Raw genomic sequence first — 21601 nt, forward strand, 5'->3', positions numbered from 1 at the left:
GGCGGCCCTTTTTGTTATGGTATACAAAATTCGGTGAATCGTTTAAATTAGAGAAACAATATATTTATCAGGGGTAAAATGATGAATTGGACGAAACGATTCACCAAAATGAGGAAACATTCGGACAGCCGAAAATATTTAAAATTGATTACGAGCGAGGGTATTTCGGGAGGGATGCTTGGAAGCATGCTCGGAGGACCGTTCCTGACCGTTTTCATGCTGTATCTTGGCGCATCGTCGGCACAGATCGGCTTCGCGCTTGCGATTCCCGCATTCGCCAATCTGGCGCAAATATTCACGGCGATCATTACTCATAATGTCGATAATCGGCGAGCATATGTATTCGGGTACGGCGTTCTATACCGGGTGCTGTGGGTGCTGACGGGACTGATCCCGTTTGTACTGCCTCAGAGCTACTGGGTGTATACATTCATCACGCTATATTTGCTATCTTATTTGTGCTCGAACATTGCTGGCGTCATCTGGGCATCGCTCATTAGCGACATGATTCCCGGACGGGTGCGAGGACGATACATGGGCATAAGGAACACGATCGTCGGCGGACTTGCCGCAGCAGCGGTGCTTGCTGGCGGTCAACTATTGGAGTTGTTCTCGAAGCAGAACGGATTTATCGTCTTGTATGCCATTGCGGCAATATGTATGGTATGGAACGGTTATCATTTGTTTAATTATCCGAATCTCCCCTACGAGAAATCGCAGGAATCCCATAAGCTGCGTCTGCTTGTGAAGCCGCTTAAGGATCGCTCCTTTTTACGTGCGACGTTATTCCTTGCAGCATGGATTTTCTTCCAGAACATGGCGGTTCCGTTGTTCTCCTATGTGATGCAGGACGTGCTCACCATTAGCATACAGTGGGTAACGATCATTACAACGATCCAAATGATAGTCATGATGGCGAGCTACTATGTGTGGGGCAACTTGAATGCCAAGTACGGGACGAAGCGTGTGCTGTTGCGGACATTGCCAATTATCGCTGCAGCTTGCATGCTATGGGGCGCAATTGCTTGGATTCCGGCGATTCCGGTGCTAATTCTGGTGCATATGCTGCTTGGCGTTGGCACTGGCGGCTTCACGCAGCTAACGTTCAATTTCACGATAGAAGAAGCGCCTGGCTCGGAGCGGACCATCTATGTGGCTGTCTTTGCAGCGTTGACAGGCTTTACCGGATTTCTAGGTCCAATTCTCGGCGGGGAAATCTATCGGAAGATGAGTGCGATGCCGACTTGGCTGGAACACTACGGCTTCAGTGCTGGCATGGGGCTTGTTCTGCTAGGCTTAGCGCTCACTGCGGGACGATCCATGTTGAGCACAAATCGCGCAAATTTCAGCAGAACAGCAGTTGTGCGCAAGCAACAAGAAGAGCTGGTCAGCTGATTTAGCTTAGGAATGCTGAGAAAGCGTATGTGCTCTCGGCGATGTGAACCGCCGATTTGGCATGCTGAGAGAGCGTAGAGAGTGTCGGTTCAAAGTTGCGAGAGCGGCTTTTTTCTCTCGTAAGCCAACTCGTCGCGAAGCACGGTATTAGTTGCGAGAGGGGCTTTACCTCTTCCAGACACGAATCTGCACTATTTGTTTCACGAGAGCACGTATATTAGATTCCTCAGCTCCGCCAAGTTGCAGATTTCAGCTGGTTCTCTATCTGAGAGCGCTGAATCAGCACTCTCAGAGCATCAATCAGCCGATTTTTGTGCTGAGAGAGCGTATATGATCTCTCAGCTCCGCCAAACCGCCGATTTCGGCTGGCATGCTGAGAGAGCGCCGACAGGTTTGTAGTTTTTGTACTGTTTGTGTGTACGCGGTAGCAATAGGTGAGCCTGAGAATTCCAACGGTTGCACGAGAGTTTAGCATGCCCAATTCGGATGAGTTCGCTATACAAATCCCAAATTAGCGATTCGTGGCATCCGTTAGCGTAATCGTATTAAACGGCTCATTAAGCCAAGAAAAGGTCGTACTTCATATATTTGTTATTTGTTTCAATCGGCGTAATTTTGAACTTCTGAAACTTCCGTATCATCAGACTTCATTTCTTCCGACACAAGTTCCATTTCGAATATGAAATATAAACTTTGTTCCAGCTTGTTTTCTACTTGTCGCACACCTGATCTTATACCAAGAAGTCTTATAGGTATGGATTCAACACCTGTTTCCTCCTTTACTTCTCGTATTGCTGCTTCTTCAACTGTTTCTCCATCATCAACAAAGCCGCCAGGTAGCATCCAATAATCCTTATTTGCGCCATAAGTAACCTTAACAAGCAATCTTTGCTATCTTTAACAATTAAGCCACCTGCAGAGCAAGAATCATTCATCCAACACACATCCGACCCATTTGTTGGACATTTTATCATGCATGGATATAGATGGAAGATATTTATAATCAATAAATTTATTGGGTTTGCCTATGAATGTGTTAACGATACAATTATTGATGTTAACGATGAACATGTCGTTGCAGTAGGAGGTGAATGGATGCGTTATGATTTTGACCGAGTCATTGATCGCCGGAACAGCTCCAGCTTCAAATGGGATGGTGTTGCTGCCAGCTATGGTCCCATCGAGGATGCGATTCCGATGTGGGTGGCAGATATGGATTTTGCTGCGCCGCCGGAAGTGGTGGAGGCTTTGCAGATGCGAGCCGAGCACGGCATATTCGGCTATTCGTTCCGTTCGGATTCGTATCTCGAAGCGATTACCGATTGGCTAGAGAGACGGCATCAGTGGCGTATTGATCCGACGTGGATCGCGCATAGCCCTGATGTGATCGCCGCGCTGTCAATCATCATTGAGACGTTCACAAAGCCAGGGGATAAAATTATCTATCAGGCACCTGTCTACAATTTTGCTAGAATTATCGCTAATCAGGGGCGTATCGCAATCAATAATCCACTTCGCTATGAGGAAGATACCTATACCTACACGATGGACATGGACGGCTTGGAAGCGATGCTTGAGCATGATCAGACGGTGACGATGCTCATCCTTTGCAGCCCCCACAATCCGATCGGTCGCGTGTGGCGGCGTGAGGAGCTGGAGCGATTAGGACAAATTTGCGAGAAATACAACCTGCTCGTCGTGTCGGACGAAATTCATGGTGATCTCGTATATGAGGGCAGCAAGCAGATCCCCTTCAGCTCGATGTCGGCGGCTATTGCAGCTCGTTCGATCACCTGCATGGCCCCGAGCAAAACGTTCAATTTATTAAGCATGCATGCTGCCACCGTTATTATCCCGAACGAAACGTTTCGTGCACAGTATAATCATGCGTTGAATAGGCTTGGGCTGGATTCCCCAAACACGTTCGGCATCATCGCACTTGAAACGGCTTATCGTAAAGGTGAAGGATGGCTGAACGAGCTGCTTCATTATTTGCAAGGCAACATTCAGCTCATAACCGGGTTCTTCGAAGCACGACTGCCACAACTACGCGTCATACAACCGGAAGGGACGTATCTCATTTGGCTGGATTGCCGGGATCTCAAGCTGAGTACGTCTGAGCTCGAACCGTTCTTCGCGCACAAGGCGAAGGTCATTCTGCAGCCTGGCTGCTCGTTCGGCGAGCAGGGGGCTGGATTCATGCGGATGAATGCCGCTTGTCCGCGTTCCGTATTGGAAGAGGCCTTGTGCCGAATTGAAGCTGCCATCCATGCAATTCTCGATTAAGAATGGCAATTTTTTCGATGCAGCTGATAGAATAAAATGGGATTGGTATTATTTTGAAACAATCTTCTGCAATCCTACGTACAATTGGTTAACTTGAATCGGTATGGAGGGTTTGACGCATGGGAGTAATGGATTGGTTACGCGAACAGTTCTCCGGGCAGAAAGTATGTCCAATTGAACATCTGGAAAGCTACAAAAGGCTTGGAAAGCAAGTCTATTCGCTGCATGTCGAGCTGGCAGAGAGTACCTCTGCGCGTGCTCAAGCGATTGTGCAGGCTGCACGAAGCATTCAAATTATGGCTGATGAGCTGCTCGGCGATGCGCTTGATGGTGATGTTCCTAAGGCCGTGCCGATTGTAACGCATGATCAGGCAGACGTCTGGTACGGCATGCTGCCCGATATTATGGTCGCCGCAAGACAAGAAGCTGCGTTCTCGAACTCAGCGCGACTGAAGCTGCCGATTCGGCTTGGCACTCAGATTGAAGGTCCGAAGCCATGCCCCGAACAGCACATCGCCGGACTGAGGAGAGCTGCCGCAGGACTCGAGGAGCTGCTCGCGCTCGAAGTATCCGTTGCTCGAGGTGAGAAGGACACGTACAAGGAAGCGATTCTGCTGTACGAAGAAGCGAGAACGCGCAAGCAAGCCGGCGATTCTATCGTGGGCACGATATCGAATGGACGACGTGTCTCCGAGGAGAGCCACGAAGATGCGGAAGAGCAGTATTGGATGGCGTTATCGAATTACATTCTTGTCGCGCAAGGCATGAAGGATCCTGAGATACTAAAGAACTTGCACACAGCTGTTCCAGGCGTAAATGGCGTCATCCCGTGTAAGCTAGACTCAAACGACATCTGGAAAGTGACTTCGCAGATTGCAATTGAGGAAATCCGCAAAGCGGGCGAGTACTTCCAAGCGGAGCGCGATCTTGTCGAGCACTGGGAGAATTTCATTGAGACGAGAGTAGAGCGCGAATACGAAACGACTGTTGAAGAGCTGCTCAAGAAAGGCCACATCAAGGAAGAATCGTATTGGTACTGCTGTCCATTCCCGGCTGTGTACCGCGTGCAAATGGATTCGGTCAACGTGCTAGGCCATGTGATTCCAAGAGGGCATGTGTTCGTGTTCGAATACGGTGATGACGGGGAGCCAGGCCGATTCATTACACAGCCTACTTTCCAATCCGCTGATGAGCGAAAATATTGCGACGACTAAAAAACCGGCAGGAGAGCAATAATGGGACTAATAAATCGAATGATCCGCCTATGCCGAACGTTGACGTATAAGGAAGAGGAGCCTGTCTCCTTCGAGGTCTATCATGAAGCTGCAAATGAACGACTGCGCGAATTTGCCGTTATTGTAAGCCGGCTTGAGTCTGAGCTGTTATCAGCCAAAGATCGGCGTCAAGCTATTGAGAAGCAGCAGCAGCAGTTTCGGGAGCAAGCGGAACAAGCCGCTGCTCAGCAGGATGCAGAGGCGGCGAAGCGGTATCTCGAGCAGGCCTACAATAGCAAGACTCGTTCTGATGCCATGCAGCAAGATATTAAGAAGCTGGAAGAGCGAATAGCCGTGACCAAGCAGCGCTTCACGGAGCTGAACTGCGTTATTGAAGAAGCAAGCAGCAAGCATGATGCAATTATGATTCGGAATTTGCTTGCGACGACGGAGAACGAAGCGAATAAAACCATTCATAGATAAACGAAAGGCTGCCGGTCGCTGTTGACCAGGCAGCCTTCTTCATTCAGGCCTTGTAAACAAAATCGTTATGGAATGGATAGCTTCATTCACATTAATTAATGCATCCCGGATGACCAGCTCATCAATCGCTTCCGCACCTTGGAGAATCGGTTCTCTCGAGGCGATTTGTGCCATAAGCTCATCATTTTGCTGAATTCTCTCATCCGTAATGGCTTGGAGTGATTTTAGATGCTGTTCATATTGCTCGCGCTCTGGAGATTTGTAAGGAATCCCTTGCGACAGTGTGATCAAGGCATCGTCGAAAAAAAACTTCATGTAGAGGACAATTGGGCCTGCCAGCAAGTCCTTCATCGTCGCTACTTCCTCGTCCGTCGCCTTAACTTCATCGACGAGCTCCCAGAACTGCCGGATGGTCTCAGGCGTCAAGTTGTTTCGGTCACGCACGACCCGTGCGACGAACATTTGAAACCGGTCTTTCTGGTGCTCGGTCATGTTCTTGGCGAGGGTGACTTGGGAATCCTCCGTCCGGACCGGGGTTTCCTTGTCTCTACCCAGCTGCCATCCGCAGCCGACTAAGCTGACTACCATCACAATTGCAAGCGCGGAAGCTGTGAGCCATCTCAGTTGAATCGCCTCTCTCGTCGGGTGTGATACAAGTTAGTAAGGCTTTAAAGCATCTCCTTCCTAAAGTATGTAATCGGTGCTCGTATCAGTAATAAACAATTCGCTGGCTCGGCTTCAACTTGTATGCTGCGAATTTTCAAAAAATGATTTACCTTGCCACCGTAATCTGATAATATAAACGCAACATTCAAATGCGATGAAGAGAAGAGTAGGTAAAGAACTGCTTTTACAGAGAGCTCCGGCAGCTGGAAAGGGGCAAAGCAAACTTTATTGAAAAAAGGCTCAGAGCAGCACACCGGAACTCGCAATCGGCGGGGGATGGGGTGACAGGAGCTCCTGTTACAGAGCTAGAGTATAAGCATTAGCTTTCCGTAATGCCGTACTCGAAGAGGCTGGAATGGCGACATTTCGGCGAATCTAGGGTGGTACCACGAGCATGCCAATCTCGTCCCTAAGACTTTACGAAGTCTTGGGGGTGGGATTTTTTTGTTATAAACAGTGCTGTTGCAACTCGGCTCACGCATGCATAAGGTACACCAAATGAGATTATGTAGCGAAAATATATTTTATCTGAAAGGAATTGAATTGGAATGACAGATAAGCTAAAAGTTGGTATTGTCGGTGGCACAGGGATGGTCGGTCAGCGTTTTGTTGAGCTGCTCAATCAGCACCCATGGTTTAAAGTAACAGCAATTGCTGCGAGCGCGGGTTCCGCTGGCAAAACATATGAAGAAGCAGTTTCAGGCAGATGGAAGCTGTCCACGCCAATTCCTGAAGCAGTGAAGCAAATCGTTGTCCAGGATGCATCGAACGTAGAAGAAGTTGCAGCTGGCGTTGATTTCGTATTCTGCGCAGTCGATATGAAGAAGAATGAAATCAAAGCGCTCGAAGAAGCTTACGCGAAGACAGGCACGCCTGTCGTTTCGAATAACTCGGCACACCGCTGGACGCCAGACGTTCCAATGGTCATTCCGGAAATTAACCCAAGCCATCTTGAAGTCATCGCGGCACAACGCAAGCGTCTCGGAACGGAAACAGGCTTCATTGCCGTGAAGCCGAACTGCTCCATCCAAAGCTACGTGCCAGCTCTTCACGCTCTGCTTGATTTCAAGCCGACGCAAGTTGTCGCTTCGACTTACCAAGCGATCTCTGGCGCAGGCAAGAACTTCACCGATTGGCCGGATATGCTCGACAACGTCATCCCTTACATCGGTGGCGAAGAAGAGAAGAGCGAGCAAGAGCCGCTTCGGATCTGGGGTACGGTTGAGAACGGTGAGATTGTGAAAGCAAGCGCGCCGCTCATCACTACACAGTGTATCCGCGTTCCTGTAACAGACGGTCACTTGGCGACTGTATTTGCTTCATTCGAGAACAAACCGGCGAAGGAAGAAATTCTTGCTCGCTGGCGTGAGTACCAAGGCCGTCCGCAGCAGCTGGGATTGCCGAGCGCGCCGAAGCAGTTCATTACTTACTTCGAAGAAGAGAACAGACCGCAAACAAAGCTTGACCGTGATATTGAGAATGGAATGGGCGTTTCCGTTGGTCGTCTACGCGAGGATTCGATCTACGATTTCAAATTCGTCGGTCTGTCGCATAACACGCTCCGCGGCGCAGCAGGCGGTGCAGTTCTGATCGCCGAACTGTTGAAAGCGGAAGGCTACATCGTAGCCAAATAAGCTAAGTTACGAAACAGCAAGCTAATCCGAGTTTACTCGGGGGCTTGCTGTTTTTTTTCGTTTCGGGCAGGAATAGAAACAAGCTGTCGACAATAAATTGGAAAGTTCGCCCATCCGCCGAATAAATATTAATACAGCAGCTTCGTCACTATAGGCAGATGCTGAATAACATAACGGTAAATGTGAAAAAGGGATGAGGACAGCATGAAGAAACAGCGACGGATTGGCCAAAGTGGTTCGGATTTCTTCCCAGTTCGGGGCGTCGAATATCTAGAGCTCTATGTGGGAAATGCGAAACAAGCCGCACATTACCTAAGCAAAGGCTTCGGCTTCCGCCAAGTTGCGTATGCAGGCCTTGAAACCGGAGAGTCCGGCAAAGTGTCGTATGTGCTTGAGCAGCAGCAAGCACGAATCGTTGTGAGCGGCGCGTTATCGCCAGATCACCCGATTGCGGAGTTTACGAAGAAACACGGCGACGGCGTGAAGGATATTGCGATGCGCATGGATGATGTAGAGAAGTCTTATCATGAAGCGGTGTCGCGCGGCGGCATTCCGGTGATGGAGCCGAAGGAAATAAGCGATTCGAATGGCACGGTTCGGCTCGCCGTTGTCGGAACTTATGGAGATACGGTGCATACGTTAATCGACCGCAGCGATTATAAGGGAGTCTTCATGCCGAAGTATGAAGCTTGTGACTTGATCATTCCTCCTAGTCCGACGGGGCTAATCGGCATCGACCATGTCGTCGGCAATGTAGAGCGGATGGAGGAATGGGTGGAGTACTACGAGAAGGTAATGGGCTTCAAGCAGATGATTCACTTCGACGACAAAGACATTTCAACGGAATACTCGGCGCTGATGTCGAAGGTGATGTTCGGCGGCGGGCGAATCAAATTTCCGATTAACGAGCCGGCAAACGGCAAACGCAAGTCGCAAATTCAGGAATTTCTCGATTTCTATCATGGCCCGGGCGTGCAGCATATTGCGATTCTTACGAATGATATTATTTCAACCGTGTCTACGTTACGGAGCAACGGCATTGAATTCTTGAGTACGCCTGATAGCTATTACGAAATGCTGCCGGCTCGGGTAGGCGCTATTGATGAGGAGATGACGAAGCTCCGCGAGCTTGATATTCTTGTTGATCGCGATGATGAAGGTTACTTGCTCCAAATCTTCACGAAGCCGATCGTCGACAGGCCAACACTGTTCGTCGAAGTTATACAGCGCAAAGGCGCGGTCGGATTCGGGGAAGGCAACTTCAAGGCGTTATTCGAGTCGATTGAACGCGAACAAGCCCGCAGAGGCAATCTGTAGGAGAGGCTGATGCTGTAAGGAGATGCTGAACATGCGGCAAAATCCGGTATGGCACCCGACAAAAGAATCGATGGAGCAGACACGGTTATTTCAGTTTATGCAGAAGCTCGGCTACGACGATTACGATGCGTTCTATGCACGGTCTATTGCCGACATCAGCTGGTTCTGGGATGCAGTTGCGCAGGATATGGGCATCGTCTGGGAGCAAGGTTACGATCAGACCGTCGAGCTTACGCGAGGGATTCGCTGGCCTCGGTGGTTCACCGGCGGACAGACCAATGCTGCGACGAATGCGCTCGATCGTTGGCTTGCTGATCCAGTCACTGCGGAGCGGCAAGCGCTCATCTGGGAAGGCGAAGACGGAGCTTCGCGCAGCTTCACGTACAGTGAGCTTGCAGCTGAAGTGAATGCTGCTGCTGGCGGCTTGAAGCGGCTCGGCGTGCAGAAAGGCGACCGGATCGCGATCTATATGCCCATGATCCCAGAGACGGTCATTGCACTGCTTGCCATTGCTAAGCTCGGAGCAATCAGCATTCCAATCTATTCGGGCTACCGCGCTGATGCGGCTGCGAAACGTTTAGCCGTGGCAGGGTGCACAGTTGTGATCGCCGCCGATGGCTTCTATCGTAAAGGCAGGATTGTCCTGCTCAAAGGGGAAGCCGATAAGGCGGCGGATGCTGCGCCAACTATTGAGCATGTCGTCGTCGTCGGGAGGCTTGGCATCGGTTCCACGATATCACGGCAAGACCGCGATGTGGATTGGAGCGAGCTTGCGCGGCGACACGAAGCTGTAGACACACACGCGGAAGCAGAAGCAGACGCAGTCGCGATACAAGCAGAACCGATGGAGAGCGATGATGCGCTCATGCTGCTCTACACTTCCGGTACAACTGGCGTCCCGAAGGGAATTATTCATACGCATACGGGCTTCCCGATTAAAGCCGCTTTCGATGCGGGCTATGCAATGGATGTGAAGCCAGGCGATGTCATGCTGTGGGTGACAGATATGGGCTGGATGATGGGTCCATTTCTCGTTTACGGCACCTTGCTCAACGGCGCTGCGATGGTGCTCTATGAAGGAGCGCCGGATTATCCAGAGCCGGATCGCGTGTTTTCACTCGTTGATAAGCATCGGGTCACACATCTTGGCATATCGCCAACGTTAGTCCGCAGCATCATGAAATACGGAGATGCTTGCTATCGCGATTGTACGCTGTCGTCATTGCGAGTCTTCGGCTCAACAGGTGAGCCCTGGAATGAGGAGCCATGGCTGTGGCTGTATGAGCAGGTCGGCAAGTGTCGTGTGCCGATCATGAATTACTCCGGCGGCACTGAAATATCCGGCGGTATTCTTGGCAATGTTCTGCTGAAGCCGATTGCGCCGGCTGGTTTCAATTCGCCCATTCCTGGAATGGATGCCGATGTTTATTCGCATGAGGGGAAGCCAGTGCGCGGCGAAGTGGGTGAGCTTGTTTTGAAGAGCCCGTGGCTCGGCATGGCAAGCGGCTTCTGGCAAGACCCCGCGCGTTACGAGCAAACGTATTGGTCGCGATGGCCGGATACGTGGGTACACGGCGATTGGGTGACCATCGACGATAATGCCGGCAGTTGGTATATTACCGGTCGATCCGATGACACGCTCAACATTGCAGGCAAGCGGCTTGGCCCTGCCGAGCTGGAATCCGTGCTGACCGCTCATCCGCTAGTCGTGGAAGCAGCGGCTATTGGCGTCCCTGATGATACGAAGGGAGAAGCAGCCGTCTGTTTTGTTGTCATTCATCGGCCCGATGCGAGTGTGATTGCTGATCTGAGCCATCTTAGCCATGAACTACCCCTGATGGTTGCCGATCAACTTGGAAAAGGGTTCAAGCCTAAAGCGATCTATGAAGTAGAGGCACTGCCGAAGACGAGGAACGGAAAAGTGATGCGAAGAGCGATCAGAGCAGCTTATCTAGGCGCTCCGCTTGGCGATCTGACGACACTGGAAAATCCAGATGCGATTGAGGCCATTCGGCATTTGGCAAGCGATGATTAGAAGAGTAGATGCATCACTCGCGATCCATTCGCAAGAAGGAGGCTGTGAAATCATGACAACGAGCATTCAGCCTTTCATGGAAAAGCTCATTGATTATGCGGGTTTGTTCCCTCCAGCAGAGCTTCCCATGCAAGCGGCAATCCAGCAGTATCACAGCTATATGCATGATCAAGACCATTGGATGTTAGGGAAATTCGTCATGCCGATTGCGCGGCTGAACGAGCTTGCCCCCTATAAGCGGATGTTCTCAGTTAATCATCCGCTATCGTTATCGGTCATTGGGGATCGAAGCCGCACCGCAGCGGAATGTCTGGCCCTCTTAACTGGCAGCCTCGAATGGATCGAAGAATTCCGTAATCAATACCAGCTAGCTGCGGCTGTTCACTCACTGGAGCTGCCGCTGCCGGCGGTTTCAATAGATCAGGAACTGCTTCAGTCCATCGCGCAAGAAACGTCAGCCGCTCGGTTACAAACGTTTTGTGAACTGACCTACCCGCTGGATGCGCAATGGGAGAATGCAATGAAGGAAGCGATTGAGCAGTTTGCTGCTTTTAATGCGGAGTCTGATGTATTGCTTGGCATCAAACTGAGAACGGGCGGCGTAATCGCCGGGGCGTTCCCTTCTCCGAGCCAGGTTGCTGCAGTGCTTGCAGTGTGCAGAGACGGGCAAATTCCGATGAAATTCACTGCAGGCTTGCACCATCCTGTTCGCATGTTCCGGGACGAAGTGAAGACGAAGATGCACGGGTTCCTCAACGTATTCTTCGCAGGTTTACTTGCTTGGGAGCATGGGTTGGATCACGATGCGATTCGTTCCATCTTGGACGACGAGGACCAGGAAGACTTTGAATTCGGAGCAGATGGCATCAAGTGGAGGCAGCTTGCGATGTCTTCTGATGCCGTGAAGTGGTGTAGGGCAAATGCGATGATCTCGTACGGCAGCTGCAGCTTTGACGAGCCGCGCGAGGAGCTGCGAAAGCTGAACCGTTTGGAGCAGAGGAGGGGATAGCGTGACACGGAGAAGATCGTTTATCGAAGTGGAGCCTGAGTCTCATTTTCCCATTCAAAATCTGCCCTATGGTGTATTTCGCCCTCAGCAAGGAGGACTGCCGCGCATCGGAGTCGCGATTGGCAACTATGTGCTCGATTTGGCTGCGCTCGATGAAGCGGGCTGCTTCGCACATATCCCAGCTGTGACGGGGAAGAGCATCTTCGCTCAACCGACGTTGAACGCATTCATGGCGCTCGGGCGGGATGCTTGGCAGTCAACGCGTGCTGCAATCGCGCAGCTGCTGGATAAGGAAGAACCTACGCTTCGCGATGATAAACGGCTGCGGGCAGATGCATTCCACTTGCAAAGCGAGGTTCAGCTGCTGCTGCCTGTGCAGATCGGCGATTATACGGATTTCTACGCTTCCAAGTCGCATGCGACGAATGTCGGTACGTTATTTCGCGGCAAAGAGAATGCGTTGATGCCGAACTGGCTTCACTTGCCTGTGGGCTATCACGGCCGGGCAAGCTCGATTGTAATTAGCGGCACCGATGTGCGCCGTCCGAGCGGTCAGATCAAGCTGCCGAATTCGGAGGGTCCGATCTTCAGCCCGAGCCGTCAGGTCGATTATGAGCTGGAGGTTGGGTGGATAATCGGAACAGGCAATGAGCTGGGCAAGCCTATCCCGATCAACGAAGCGGAGGACCGCCTATTCGGACTTGTCCTCGTTAACGACTGGAGCGCACGTGATATCCAGGCATGGGAATATCAGCCGCTGGGCCCGTTCCTCGGTAAAAATTTTGCCACCTCTATCTCCCCTTGGGTCGTGCCGCTAGAAGCGCTAACTCCATTCCGCATCTCAGCTCCTGAGCAAACGCCTACGCCTCTGCCTTATCTCACGCAGGACAGCGCGACTTCTTACGATATTAAGCTCGAAGCCAATTTGCAAACAAATGCGGGTGAGCAGCCAGTAACCATCACATCAAGCAACTACAGCAGCCTCTATTGGACGATTGCCCAGCAAATCGCGCATCACTCCGCAGGGGGATGCAATCTGCAGCCCGGAGATCTGCTCGCATCAGGCACGATTAGCGGGGAAACGAAGGAAGCTCGCGGCTGCATGCTGGAGCTGACTTGGCGAGGGACGGAGCCGATTCAGCTGCCGAGCGGCGAGGAGCGGATCTGGCTCGCTGATGGTGACCGCTTGACCTTGACCGGTTATTGCCAAGGCGATGGCTACCGTGTGGGATTCGGCGAGGTGACAGGTCGAGTGCTGCCAGCATTTTGAGGGAAGGAGGTTCTAATCGGCATGCCTTTCTATCATCGAATGGGGGACATACCGCGTAAGCGGCATACGCAGTTCAGGCGCCAAGACGGCACGCTGTACCGGGAACAGGTGATGGGGACGAAAGGCTTTTCCGGCATTCAGTCCATTCTGTATCATCATTCCGCACCAACGGAGATGCTCAGAGCGGAGCTGCATGCGCCTTGCTTGATTGACTATGAAGATCAAGGCCCGCTTCGCCATCGGCATATGTTGACTACACGTGAACAAGATAGTGGCGATGCGGTAGCAGGGAGGCGCTGCATTCTCGGTAATGAAGACGTCACCCTCTCTATCGTGAATCTCGCGCAGACGATGGACTACTATTATCGCAACGCCGATGGAGATGAGCTGCTATTTGTCCACTATGGGAACGGCAAAATCGAGTCGATGTTCGGCACGCTCAGCTATGGGCCAGGCGATTATATCGTCATTCCGACAGGCACGATCTATCGTGTCGTTCCGGAAGCTGAAGCCGGAAAGCTGCTCGTCGTTGAGACAACAAGCTGGATTACGACACCGAAGCGTTACCGGAATGAACAGGGACAGCTGCTGGAGCATAGCCCCTATTGTGAGCGGGACATTCGCCTTCCCGAGAAGCTGGAGACACATACGGAAGAAGGGGAGTTCGAAGTCTATACGCGCCGAAGCGGGTTTCTGCACAAGCATATCTATAGGCAGCATCCGCTCAATGTCGTAGGCTGGGACGGTTACTTGTATCCGTATATTTTCAACATTGGGGATTTCGAGCCGATCACCGGCCGTATCCATATGCCGCCGCCGATCCATCAGACGTTCGAGGGACATAATTTTGTTATCTGCTCCTTCGTGCCGCGGTTGTTCGATTATCATCCGGATGCAATACCAACGCCGTATTTTCACAGTAATGTCGATAGCGATGAGGTGTTGTATTATGTGAAGGGCAATTTCATGAGTCGCAAAGGCGTCATGGAAGGCTCGATTACACTTCATCCGAGCGGGATGCCGCACGGTCCGCACCCGGGCAAGATTGAAGCGGGACTCGGGAAGAAGGAGACGCTTGAGCTGGCGGTCATGATCGATACGTTCAGGCCGCTGCGCGTGGCAAGAGGAGCGCTGCCGCTGGAGGACCCGAATTATCCGCTTAGCTGGATACCGAATTGAGTCATACTTGTGCAAAATCGTGAGGGAGTCGATTGAATGAAACAGATTCCGCCACATTTGAAGAAATACGTTGCTCAGCAGCATTACGACGAATATACGCCGATTAATCATGCGGTCTGGCGTTATGTGATGCGGCAAAATCATCATGTGCTAAAGGATCGCGCACATCCAGCGTTCGTTGAAGGATTGCGCAGCTCCGGCATTGTGACCGAGCAAATTCCACGCGTCTCCGAGATGAATGACTGTCTCGCGAAGATCGGCTGGGGCGCTGTCATTGTGAACGGGCTCATTCCCGGTGCCGTGTTCTATGAGCTGCTGGCGAGCGGCATTCTTCCGATTGCCGCTGAAATTCGCAAGTTATCGAACATTGAATATACGCCTGCGCCGGACATCATTCATGAAGCGGCGGGGCATGCGCCGATTCTGTTCGATCCGGAATATCGCTCCTACGTGCAGCAGATGGGAGAGATTGGGACGAAGGCTTTCTCGATGAAAGAGCGAGGCGAGGCGTTCGAAGCGCTTAGGCAGCTAACGATCGTAATGGAGGATCCGAACTCTACGGACGAAGAGAAAGCTGCCGCTCAGCGGCTCGCCCGGCAGAAGCAGCAGGCTGTGGTTGGACTATCTGAGGCCGAACAAGTGTCGCGGCTCTTCTGGGCGACGGTCGAATATGGGCTCATCGGCGAGCTCGATCATCCGCGCATTTATGGCGCGGGGCTGCTGTCCTCGGTCGGGGAGAGCAAGCACTGCTTCACGGATGCGGTAGCGAAGCTTCCCTACTCGGTAGAGGCTTGCGCTGCGAGTCCCAAGGTTGTGACGGAGATGCAGTCCAAGCTGTTCGTTTGCAAGAGCTTTGATGAGTTGAAAGCAGGCGCGGAAGTGTTGGCGAGCACGATGGCTTATCGCATTGGCGGAACTGAGAGCTTAGAGAAGGCGAAGCTTTCCAGGCAAGTTGCGACATTCGAGTTCAACTCGGGGCTTTGCGTGACGGGCATCGTGCATGAGATTGTGACCGATCAGGCTGGAGAAGCGGTCTATGTGAGGACTGCCGGAGAGACTGCTCTGTCAGCAGGTAAACAGCAGCTGCCTGGACATGGTACCGATTATCATGCATCCGGATTCGGTACGCCAATCGGACAGCTGACAGGCGGGATCGCACTGGAGTGCTGTGACGATGCAGCGCTGGCGGGGCTCGGTATAGCAATCGGCAGCTCATCGACGCTTGAATATGCAAGCGGAATAGTCGTGAACGGCAGAGTAAAACAGCTCCTTCGGCAAAATGACGCCATCCTCCTCATCTCATTCGAGGATTGCACAGTAACGCTGGCGGGGCGCGAGCTGTTCAAAAAAGAGTGGGGCACGTACGACATGGCGGTCGGTTCTCGAATTGTCTCGGCTTATCCCGGAGCAGCTGATCCGATAGCGTACTATAAAGTTGAGTTGGAATTGGAACAAACTGAGTCGGTACTGGAGGAGCAGGGGCTGGAGAGAGAGCAGGAGCAAGAGCAAGTGCAGGAGGCGTTCGTTTCGCTGACCGAGCTGGAGCAGCTGTATCAGCAAACTGCAACCATACGAGCAAAGCAATTCTTGAGTGAGTCGGACGTGTCGGCTCTGACAGACATCTATCAGAAATTAGTCAACATGTATCCGACAGATTGGCTGCTGCGTATGGAGCTGCTGGAGCTTGCGGTGAATTATTCTGAGCTTACCTTGCTAGAAACGCCGCTTCGAGAGGAACTTCATATGCTGAGCCAAACTCCTGCACTAACCAACTTGATTAATAATGGTCTTGCGGTCATCGTCGTCTAGCTGCTCTCGCGGCGGCGGCACTCTCGATAAGGAAACAGCCGAACTCGGCAACTTGGCGAAGCTGAGAGAGCATAATAAGAACTCTCAGCACGATAATCGGTCGATTGATGCTTGGAGAGTACAGATTCAGCACTCTCAGATGTGGAACCCGCCGAAATCGGGTTCGAGACTCTCTATATGTGCTCGCAGCTACAGGATATGGGCTAGTTTGTTTGAGTTCAGCACTGAGAGTACGCATACGTTCTCTCAGCAAGCGTTCAGCAAGATATTAGAAGCTGAGAGCACGCATGTGTGCTCTCAGCTTCTAATTATGGGTTTTTTAGGGTTCGGCGCCTGAGAGCACGTATAGGTTCTCTCAGGAGATATTCACAGTGTTTTGGAGGTTGAGAGCACATATATGTTCTCTCTGCCAACCTCACCTCGCGCCGGCTTTCTCACTGTCAAAGTCAAGTTCCTCCATTCAGGTATGTATGATATGAAGCCTTAATCCCATTCAATCCAACATAAGGAATTCGTCGCAACCTTTCTCATCCGCATGCGTCTATGGGAGTATACAAGCCTATATTGGACAGGAGGATGAGTCGTTGTTACGCATGAGAAATGCTCGTTATGCATTAACCGCACTATTGCTTATCGCATCCATTGTACTTCAGCTCCCCATGATTGCATTCGCCAAAACAGAAACAGACAATACAACTATTAAAGTGACGATGAATGGCAAAAGCTTTACCCCGAAGTCCGCTCCTTATAGGGACGGAAGCAATGTCTACTTGCCTTTGCGCGATATGGGCGAGCTGCTTGGCACGACGGTATCATGGGCGGCGGCGACCAAATCGGCAACGCTGTATTATCCGAATCTGTCTATTAAGCTGATCGTTGGCGAAATGAAGGCGACCGTGAATGGACAAGCAATGGCGCTGAACGCACCGGTTCAGCTCGTTCAAGGCCGCATCTACGTACCGCTTCGTTTCTTGTCTGAGGCGACCGGGGCTAAGGTAGAATGGGATGCTGCTGCAACAACGGTACGTATTACGCGCAGCGACGACTTGTTTAAAGAATATCCATGGAGCACGATGTGGTTGAATCGCAAAACAGGCGAAATCTATATGACGAAGGACGAACAAACGCCGGTTACGTTGCTCGGCAAGCTGGACGGGACCATTCAAGGCACGATCTCGATCAACAGCGGCGTGGCGACGAGCAGCGACTACGTTCTTACTATCGTCGATAAAGTAGGCGTGCAGTATACGGCTTACGAGCTTCTTGTACACGCGAAGAAGATCGTCGCTCAGCAGAAAGCAGTCTACAAAGGACGTTATGAGCAAAATGCCTCCTACACGGAAGTGCTTATCTCAGACGCATGGCAACCACGCTACTTATTGACTGATGGACGCAACGTGACTCTATACGATCAGAGTGCGAAGCCAATTGAGAATTACAATCTACCAGCGCTGTTCGGTAAAGACGATGTGTATACGCTCCAGAGCATAGGCGTGGATTATATCGTTGCAAGGCCGAGTTCAACGGGACTGTTGACGCTGCTTGATAAGAAGGACAATTCGATCGTCGTATTGGCGGACAAGCTGCTGACGGGGGACGAACTGAAGTATGCCCGCACGAACCAGACTCCTTATCTCGGTGATACGCTAAGTTTTGCAGCAGATATGGGCCACGGGCAAATGGACTTCTTTTATTCGAATCCGCTTGAAACAAACAGGCAGTCCTATCGACTTACATATATGCGCCCATCTTACGAGAAAGAGCGCGAGCAGCTTCCAAAGAGCAAGCCGCTCTATGAACTTGCAGCAAGCTGCAGCCCGCAAACGGTGGAATCTGTGTATCTCCAGCAGGGAGATCTTGCGTATTTTCCGTTAGTGGGTGCCAATCCGGATGATCATGACAAGATTAACAAGGCATGCAGCTTGCTCAAGAAGTTCGTTTCGAAGGGTGTCGTAAAAACGGTAAAGCCTGTCGTAACGGAAACCTTCTTCCATGGCATGGACATCGAGTTCACGGATGGGATTAGCTATATCGAAGTAGCAGAAGGGGCGGGCCTTACAATTGCACAGGGCAATAACAAAGTGCTTGTTCTGCAAGACGCTGAATCCTACAAGCTCTATAACGAATTGAAGGTGGAGCCGCCGCCGCTTGCCGTTACTCCGAATCCTGCTCATTTTGGAGAAACGATTCATCTGGCAGGGGTCAATGGCGATTCGCAGAAGGAGTCGACTCTCACCATATATTGGGTTCCGATTCAGAATAACTATAACAGCGCTGATCCCGATCTTTCTCTTATCATTTATAAGAGTACGGCGAAATTTGGACGTTATTCGGTTGATTTCACGATGCCTGCTTATGGGACGGCCGTTGATGGAACGTTGAAGCCTATTCCACTGGGTAAAGGCTGCATTCGGACTTCCGGAACGAACTACGGTAATGGATCCAATCTACGTGCGGATATCGAGCTCAAGCCGGCGACAAGCGTGTTTCTCTCGGTGAACGGTGTTCCTGTTGCCGATCCGGCGTCCAAGCTATTAACGGAGAAAGGGAGCATGTATATTCCGGTTCGCGCGGTTGCGAAGCTGTCCGGTCAAACCGTCGCTTGGGATGCGAGAACGAGCAGCGTTCTTGTTCGGACTAATGCATCTGCAGTAGCTTCTTACACAGGCGGCGCTTCATTGTGGATCGATGGTAAGCTAGCGGCAGCAGAGCTTGCGCCTATCATTCGCGGTGGTGTAACATACGTTCCGATTCGTGCTGTTACGGCTGCTTTCGGACTGCCTGTTGTATGGGATAGCGCGAGCCGAAGCGTGAATTTGACAGTGAAGACAACTACCAATTCAGTCAAGGGATAGGAGAAGCGCGATGATTGGAAAATGTATCGGAGTCGGATCAAGCTGCGAAGTTTATGAATGGGGCGGGAGTACAGACAAAGTTGTAAAGCTGTATCATCCGAATTGGGAGCAAGAGGATGTGCAGCGCGAGTACAGGAACAGCTCAGCTGCATGGAATAGCGCTCTGCCGGTGCCAAGACCCTATGAGATGGTGACATGGAAGCGCGGAACGGAATTATCTATGAGAGAATAACCGGAGAAACGCTCGTTAGTCGCATCTTTCAAAGCTTATATGCTTTAGAGCCATTCGAGGCGGAAGAAGTGGATCATGAGCTTCGGCAGTATGCGCGAGTGTTGAAGACGATCCATCAGACGCCAGCTGAAGGGTTTATGACGAGTCAACGCGATAATTTGAAAGCGATCATCGGTCATCCTGAACCACTTAGCTTACCGCATGTTCATTGATGAATATTGCAGCATATCTGGTGTGACTGAAGCTGCGATTCGAGCTTGGTATCCACCGGTTGCTGCACGTTCCATGGCGTCCGGCGCGCTGCCTGCTGAGCAAGTGGAGAAGCTGGCTGCAATGATTCGGGAGCAGATCAAGGGTTAGCACTTGTCTTCCCTATGCTTTATTCAATATAATGGTTCAAGGATCATTATATCTTCGTTTAAGAAAGTGGGTACAGCATGGGACGCAAGTGGAATAATATTAAAGAGAAGAAAGCATCGAAGGACGCAAGCACAAGCCGAGTTAACGCTAAGTTCGGCATCGAGATTTATGTGGCAGCCAAGAAAGGCGAGCCAGATCCGGAGTCGAACCAAGCCCTTAAATTCGTACTCGAACGCGCCAAAACATACAATGTACCGAAATCCATTATCGATCGCGCGATTGAAAAGGCTAAAGGCAGCGGTGATGAGAACTATTCAGAGCTTCGCTATGAAGGGTTCGGCCCAAGCGGTTCGATGATCATCGTCGATACGCTGACGAATAACGTTAACCGCACAGCAGCGGATGTTCGTTCGGTATTCAATAAACGCGGCGGCAACATGGGCGTTAGCGGCTCGGTTGCTTATATGTTCAGCCCAACTGCGGTTATTGGCGTCGAAGGCAAATCCTCTGACGAAGTGCTTGAACTGATGATGGAAGCGGATGTAGACGTTCGCGATATTCAAGACGAAGAGGATTCGGCGATCGTATATGCGGAGCCGGATCAATTCTACGCCGTACAAGCTGCTTTCAAGCAAGCGGGTACGACTGAGTTTACAGTAGCGGAGCAAACAATGCTCGCGCAGAACTTCGTTGAGCTGTCGGGAGACGACCTTGTTCAGTTCGAGAGACTCATTGATGCGCTCGAAGATTTGGAAGATGTTCAACAGGTCTACCACAACGTGGAGTTCCCTGAAGAATAAGAGAATGAAGGCTGCCGGCGTTGGTGCGCTCGGCAGCCTTTTTTTATGCGCGCGAACGGATCTCTTGACGCATGAACATTGCGTATGAAACGCCAAAACAAAGCATGGTCGCAGCAAGCAAGCCGACAAGTTGAGGCCATGAAAGCAGAATGCTCTGGCCGAGCGGAAGCGGGCTTGCGATTGCGCCGACGACTTGAGCGGTCGTGAGCGGTCCGAGCGATCGAACGCCAGGCGTAAGCAGTGTCGTCGTCAGTTCGGTGAAGAGGAAGGACGGAGACAAGCGATTAAGGATTAACATTAACTTGGCATGCCGAACCAGCATGCTAATGGCGGAAGAATCGGCTGGCGCGGTCGCTTTATCAATTAGCCCCACGATCATGCTGTAGAAGAGTGAGAAGAAGATCCACAGCGCAATGCCCGACAGCGCGGAGGTGGCCGCTTGGCGGAAGCGGATCGAGAACAGCAGGGACAGATTTAACCAGAAGCCGACGTATACCACTGCGACGAGCAGGAAGAGAACGACTCTGAACACTTCTTCAGGTGTCGGCGGATAGCCAATGGCAAACAGTCCGAGTCCCATAACGAGAAAGCCGAGTGCATAGAGTACGACTGCGATGAGCAGCAGTGAAGCGATAAATTTGGCTCGGATAAAGTCGTCCCGGTAGATTGGCTGGGAGAGCAAGCGGCTCAGCGTACCTTTATTCCGTTCAGAATTGATAGCATCGAAGCCGAGCGAGATTCCGATGAGCGGTCCTAGAAACATGACGAAGGTCGTAAAGTTCGGCAGTGTTCCATCCGAGGCCGTGAACATTTGCAGGAAAAGAAAGGACGTGTCGGTCTCCTGCGTCTTCACCCCGGCTTGCAGAGCGGTCACGGCAGAATAGATCGAGCCGATACAAGCAAGAGCAATGAGGCCGATTAGAATGCCGAAACGCCAGCTGCGCAGATGATCGCCGAATTCCTTGCGCACGATAATCCAGAAAGGCGCAGGCGCATGGCGGTTTACCGTTGCGCCTTCTGAGGGGTGAGGATTTGCTCTGCGCTTCATCGTCAGCCA

General features: G+C 51.5%; 19 protein-coding genes and 1 other annotated feature. Of the genes, 16 read left to right on the forward strand and 3 right to left on the reverse strand.

What is annotated here, in order from left to right; genetic code table 11:
* The first annotated feature begins 186 nt into the window (after positions 1-186).
* Positions 187-1395, forward strand: a complete 1209-nt coding sequence (locus tag AC0LWF_RS12140) for an MFS transporter (RefSeq protein ID WP_474651797.1) — start codon at positions 187-189, stop codon at positions 1393-1395.
* A gap of 600 nt (positions 1396-1995) precedes the next feature.
* Here AC0LWF_RS12140 and AC0LWF_RS12145 read toward each other — a convergent pair.
* Positions 1996-2280, reverse strand: a complete 285-nt coding sequence (locus tag AC0LWF_RS12145) for an NUDIX domain-containing protein (protein ID WP_474651798.1) — start codon at positions 2278-2280, stop codon at positions 1996-1998.
* Positions 2281-2490: 210 nt separating this feature from the next.
* Here AC0LWF_RS12145 and AC0LWF_RS12150 point away from each other — a divergent pair, with 210 nt between their 5' ends.
* From AC0LWF_RS12150 to AC0LWF_RS12160, 3 genes are all read left to right on the forward strand, one after another.
* Positions 2491-3681 carry a MalY/PatB family protein gene (locus AC0LWF_RS12150; RefSeq protein ID WP_474651799.1) on the forward strand — a complete coding sequence of 397 codons (1191 nt, stop codon included), beginning with the start codon at positions 2491-2493 and terminating at the stop codon, positions 3679-3681.
* Between the two features lie 119 nt (positions 3682-3800).
* Positions 3801-4895 carry a hypothetical protein gene (locus tag AC0LWF_RS12155; RefSeq protein WP_474651800.1) on the forward strand — a complete coding sequence of 365 codons (1095 nt, stop codon included), beginning with the start codon at positions 3801-3803 and terminating at the stop codon, positions 4893-4895.
* 21 nt (positions 4896-4916) lie between these two features.
* On the forward strand, positions 4917-5378 hold the full coding sequence (locus AC0LWF_RS12160; RefSeq protein ID WP_474651801.1) for a hypothetical protein: 462 nt from the start codon (positions 4917-4919) through the stop codon (positions 5376-5378).
* A gap of 39 nt (positions 5379-5417) precedes the next feature.
* Here AC0LWF_RS12160 and AC0LWF_RS12165 read toward each other — a convergent pair whose 3' ends face one another.
* Entirely contained in the window at positions 5418-5966 is a 549-nt protein-coding gene (locus tag AC0LWF_RS12165; protein WP_474651802.1) for a hypothetical protein, read from the reverse strand.
* Positions 5967-6189: 223 nt separating this feature from the next.
* Positions 6190-6458 (forward strand) — a binding site (T-box leader).
* A 134-nt stretch (positions 6459-6592) separates the two neighbouring features.
* Here AC0LWF_RS12165 and asd point away from each other — a divergent pair.
* The 12 genes from asd to AC0LWF_RS12225 all read left to right on the forward strand — a co-directional run bounded on the left by asd (position 6593) and on the right by AC0LWF_RS12225 (position 20544).
* Positions 6593-7678 carry an aspartate-semialdehyde dehydrogenase gene (gene asd, locus AC0LWF_RS12170; protein ID WP_474651803.1) on the forward strand — a complete coding sequence of 362 codons (1086 nt, stop codon included), beginning with the start codon at positions 6593-6595 and terminating at the stop codon, positions 7676-7678.
* Between the two features lie 204 nt (positions 7679-7882).
* Positions 7883-8995, forward strand: a complete 1113-nt coding sequence (gene hppD / locus AC0LWF_RS12175) for a 4-hydroxyphenylpyruvate dioxygenase (RefSeq protein ID WP_474651804.1) — start codon at positions 7883-7885, stop codon at positions 8993-8995.
* Positions 8996-9026: 31 nt separating this feature from the next.
* On the forward strand, positions 9027-11030 hold the full coding sequence (locus tag AC0LWF_RS12180; RefSeq protein WP_474651805.1) for an AMP-binding protein: 2004 nt from the start codon (positions 9027-9029) through the stop codon (positions 11028-11030).
* A 52-nt stretch (positions 11031-11082) separates the two neighbouring features.
* Positions 11083-12039 (forward strand): hypothetical protein, encoded by a 957-nt coding sequence (locus AC0LWF_RS12185; RefSeq protein WP_474651806.1) that lies wholly within the window; start codon positions 11083-11085, stop codon positions 12037-12039.
* Between the two features lies 1 nt (position 12040).
* Complete coding sequence (fahA, locus tag AC0LWF_RS12190; RefSeq protein ID WP_474651807.1) at positions 12041-13309, forward strand: fumarylacetoacetase; 1269 nt, start codon at positions 12041-12043, stop codon at positions 13307-13309.
* Positions 13310-13330: 21 nt separating this feature from the next.
* Entirely contained in the window at positions 13331-14488 is a 1158-nt protein-coding gene (locus AC0LWF_RS12195) for a homogentisate 1,2-dioxygenase (RefSeq protein WP_474651808.1), read from the forward strand.
* A gap of 36 nt (positions 14489-14524) precedes the next feature.
* The gene (locus tag AC0LWF_RS12200) at positions 14525-16297 is read left to right on the forward strand and encodes an aromatic amino acid hydroxylase (protein WP_474651809.1); all 1773 of its coding nucleotides are present in this window, start codon (positions 14525-14527) and stop codon (positions 16295-16297) included.
* Positions 16298-16890: 593 nt separating this feature from the next.
* On the forward strand, positions 16891-19152 hold the full coding sequence (locus AC0LWF_RS12205) for a stalk domain-containing protein (protein ID WP_474652232.1): 2262 nt from the start codon (positions 16891-16893) through the stop codon (positions 19150-19152).
* Between the two features lie 10 nt (positions 19153-19162).
* Positions 19163-19384, forward strand: coding sequence for a hypothetical protein (locus AC0LWF_RS12210; RefSeq protein ID WP_474651810.1), 222 nt, complete (start codon positions 19163-19165; stop codon positions 19382-19384).
* Positions 19348-19596, forward strand: coding sequence for a hypothetical protein (locus AC0LWF_RS12215; protein ID WP_474651811.1), 249 nt, complete (start codon positions 19348-19350; stop codon positions 19594-19596). Before AC0LWF_RS12210 ends, AC0LWF_RS12215 begins: the two co-directional genes overlap by 37 nt.
* A 22-nt stretch (positions 19597-19618) precedes the next feature.
* On the forward strand, positions 19619-19744 hold the full coding sequence (locus AC0LWF_RS12220; protein WP_474651812.1) for a hypothetical protein: 126 nt from the start codon (positions 19619-19621) through the stop codon (positions 19742-19744).
* 77 nt (positions 19745-19821) lie between these two features.
* Positions 19822-20544 carry a YebC/PmpR family DNA-binding transcriptional regulator gene (locus AC0LWF_RS12225; RefSeq protein WP_474651813.1) on the forward strand — a complete coding sequence of 241 codons (723 nt, stop codon included), beginning with the start codon at positions 19822-19824 and terminating at the stop codon, positions 20542-20544.
* Between the two features lie 43 nt (positions 20545-20587).
* Here AC0LWF_RS12225 and AC0LWF_RS12230 read toward each other — a convergent pair whose 3' ends face one another.
* Positions 20588-21592, reverse strand: coding sequence for an ABC transporter permease (locus AC0LWF_RS12230; RefSeq protein WP_474652233.1), 1005 nt, complete (start codon positions 21590-21592; stop codon positions 20588-20590).
* Between the last annotated feature and the right edge of the window lie 9 nt (positions 21593-21601).

The organism is Paenibacillus sp. sgz302114, from assembly GCF_056120345.1.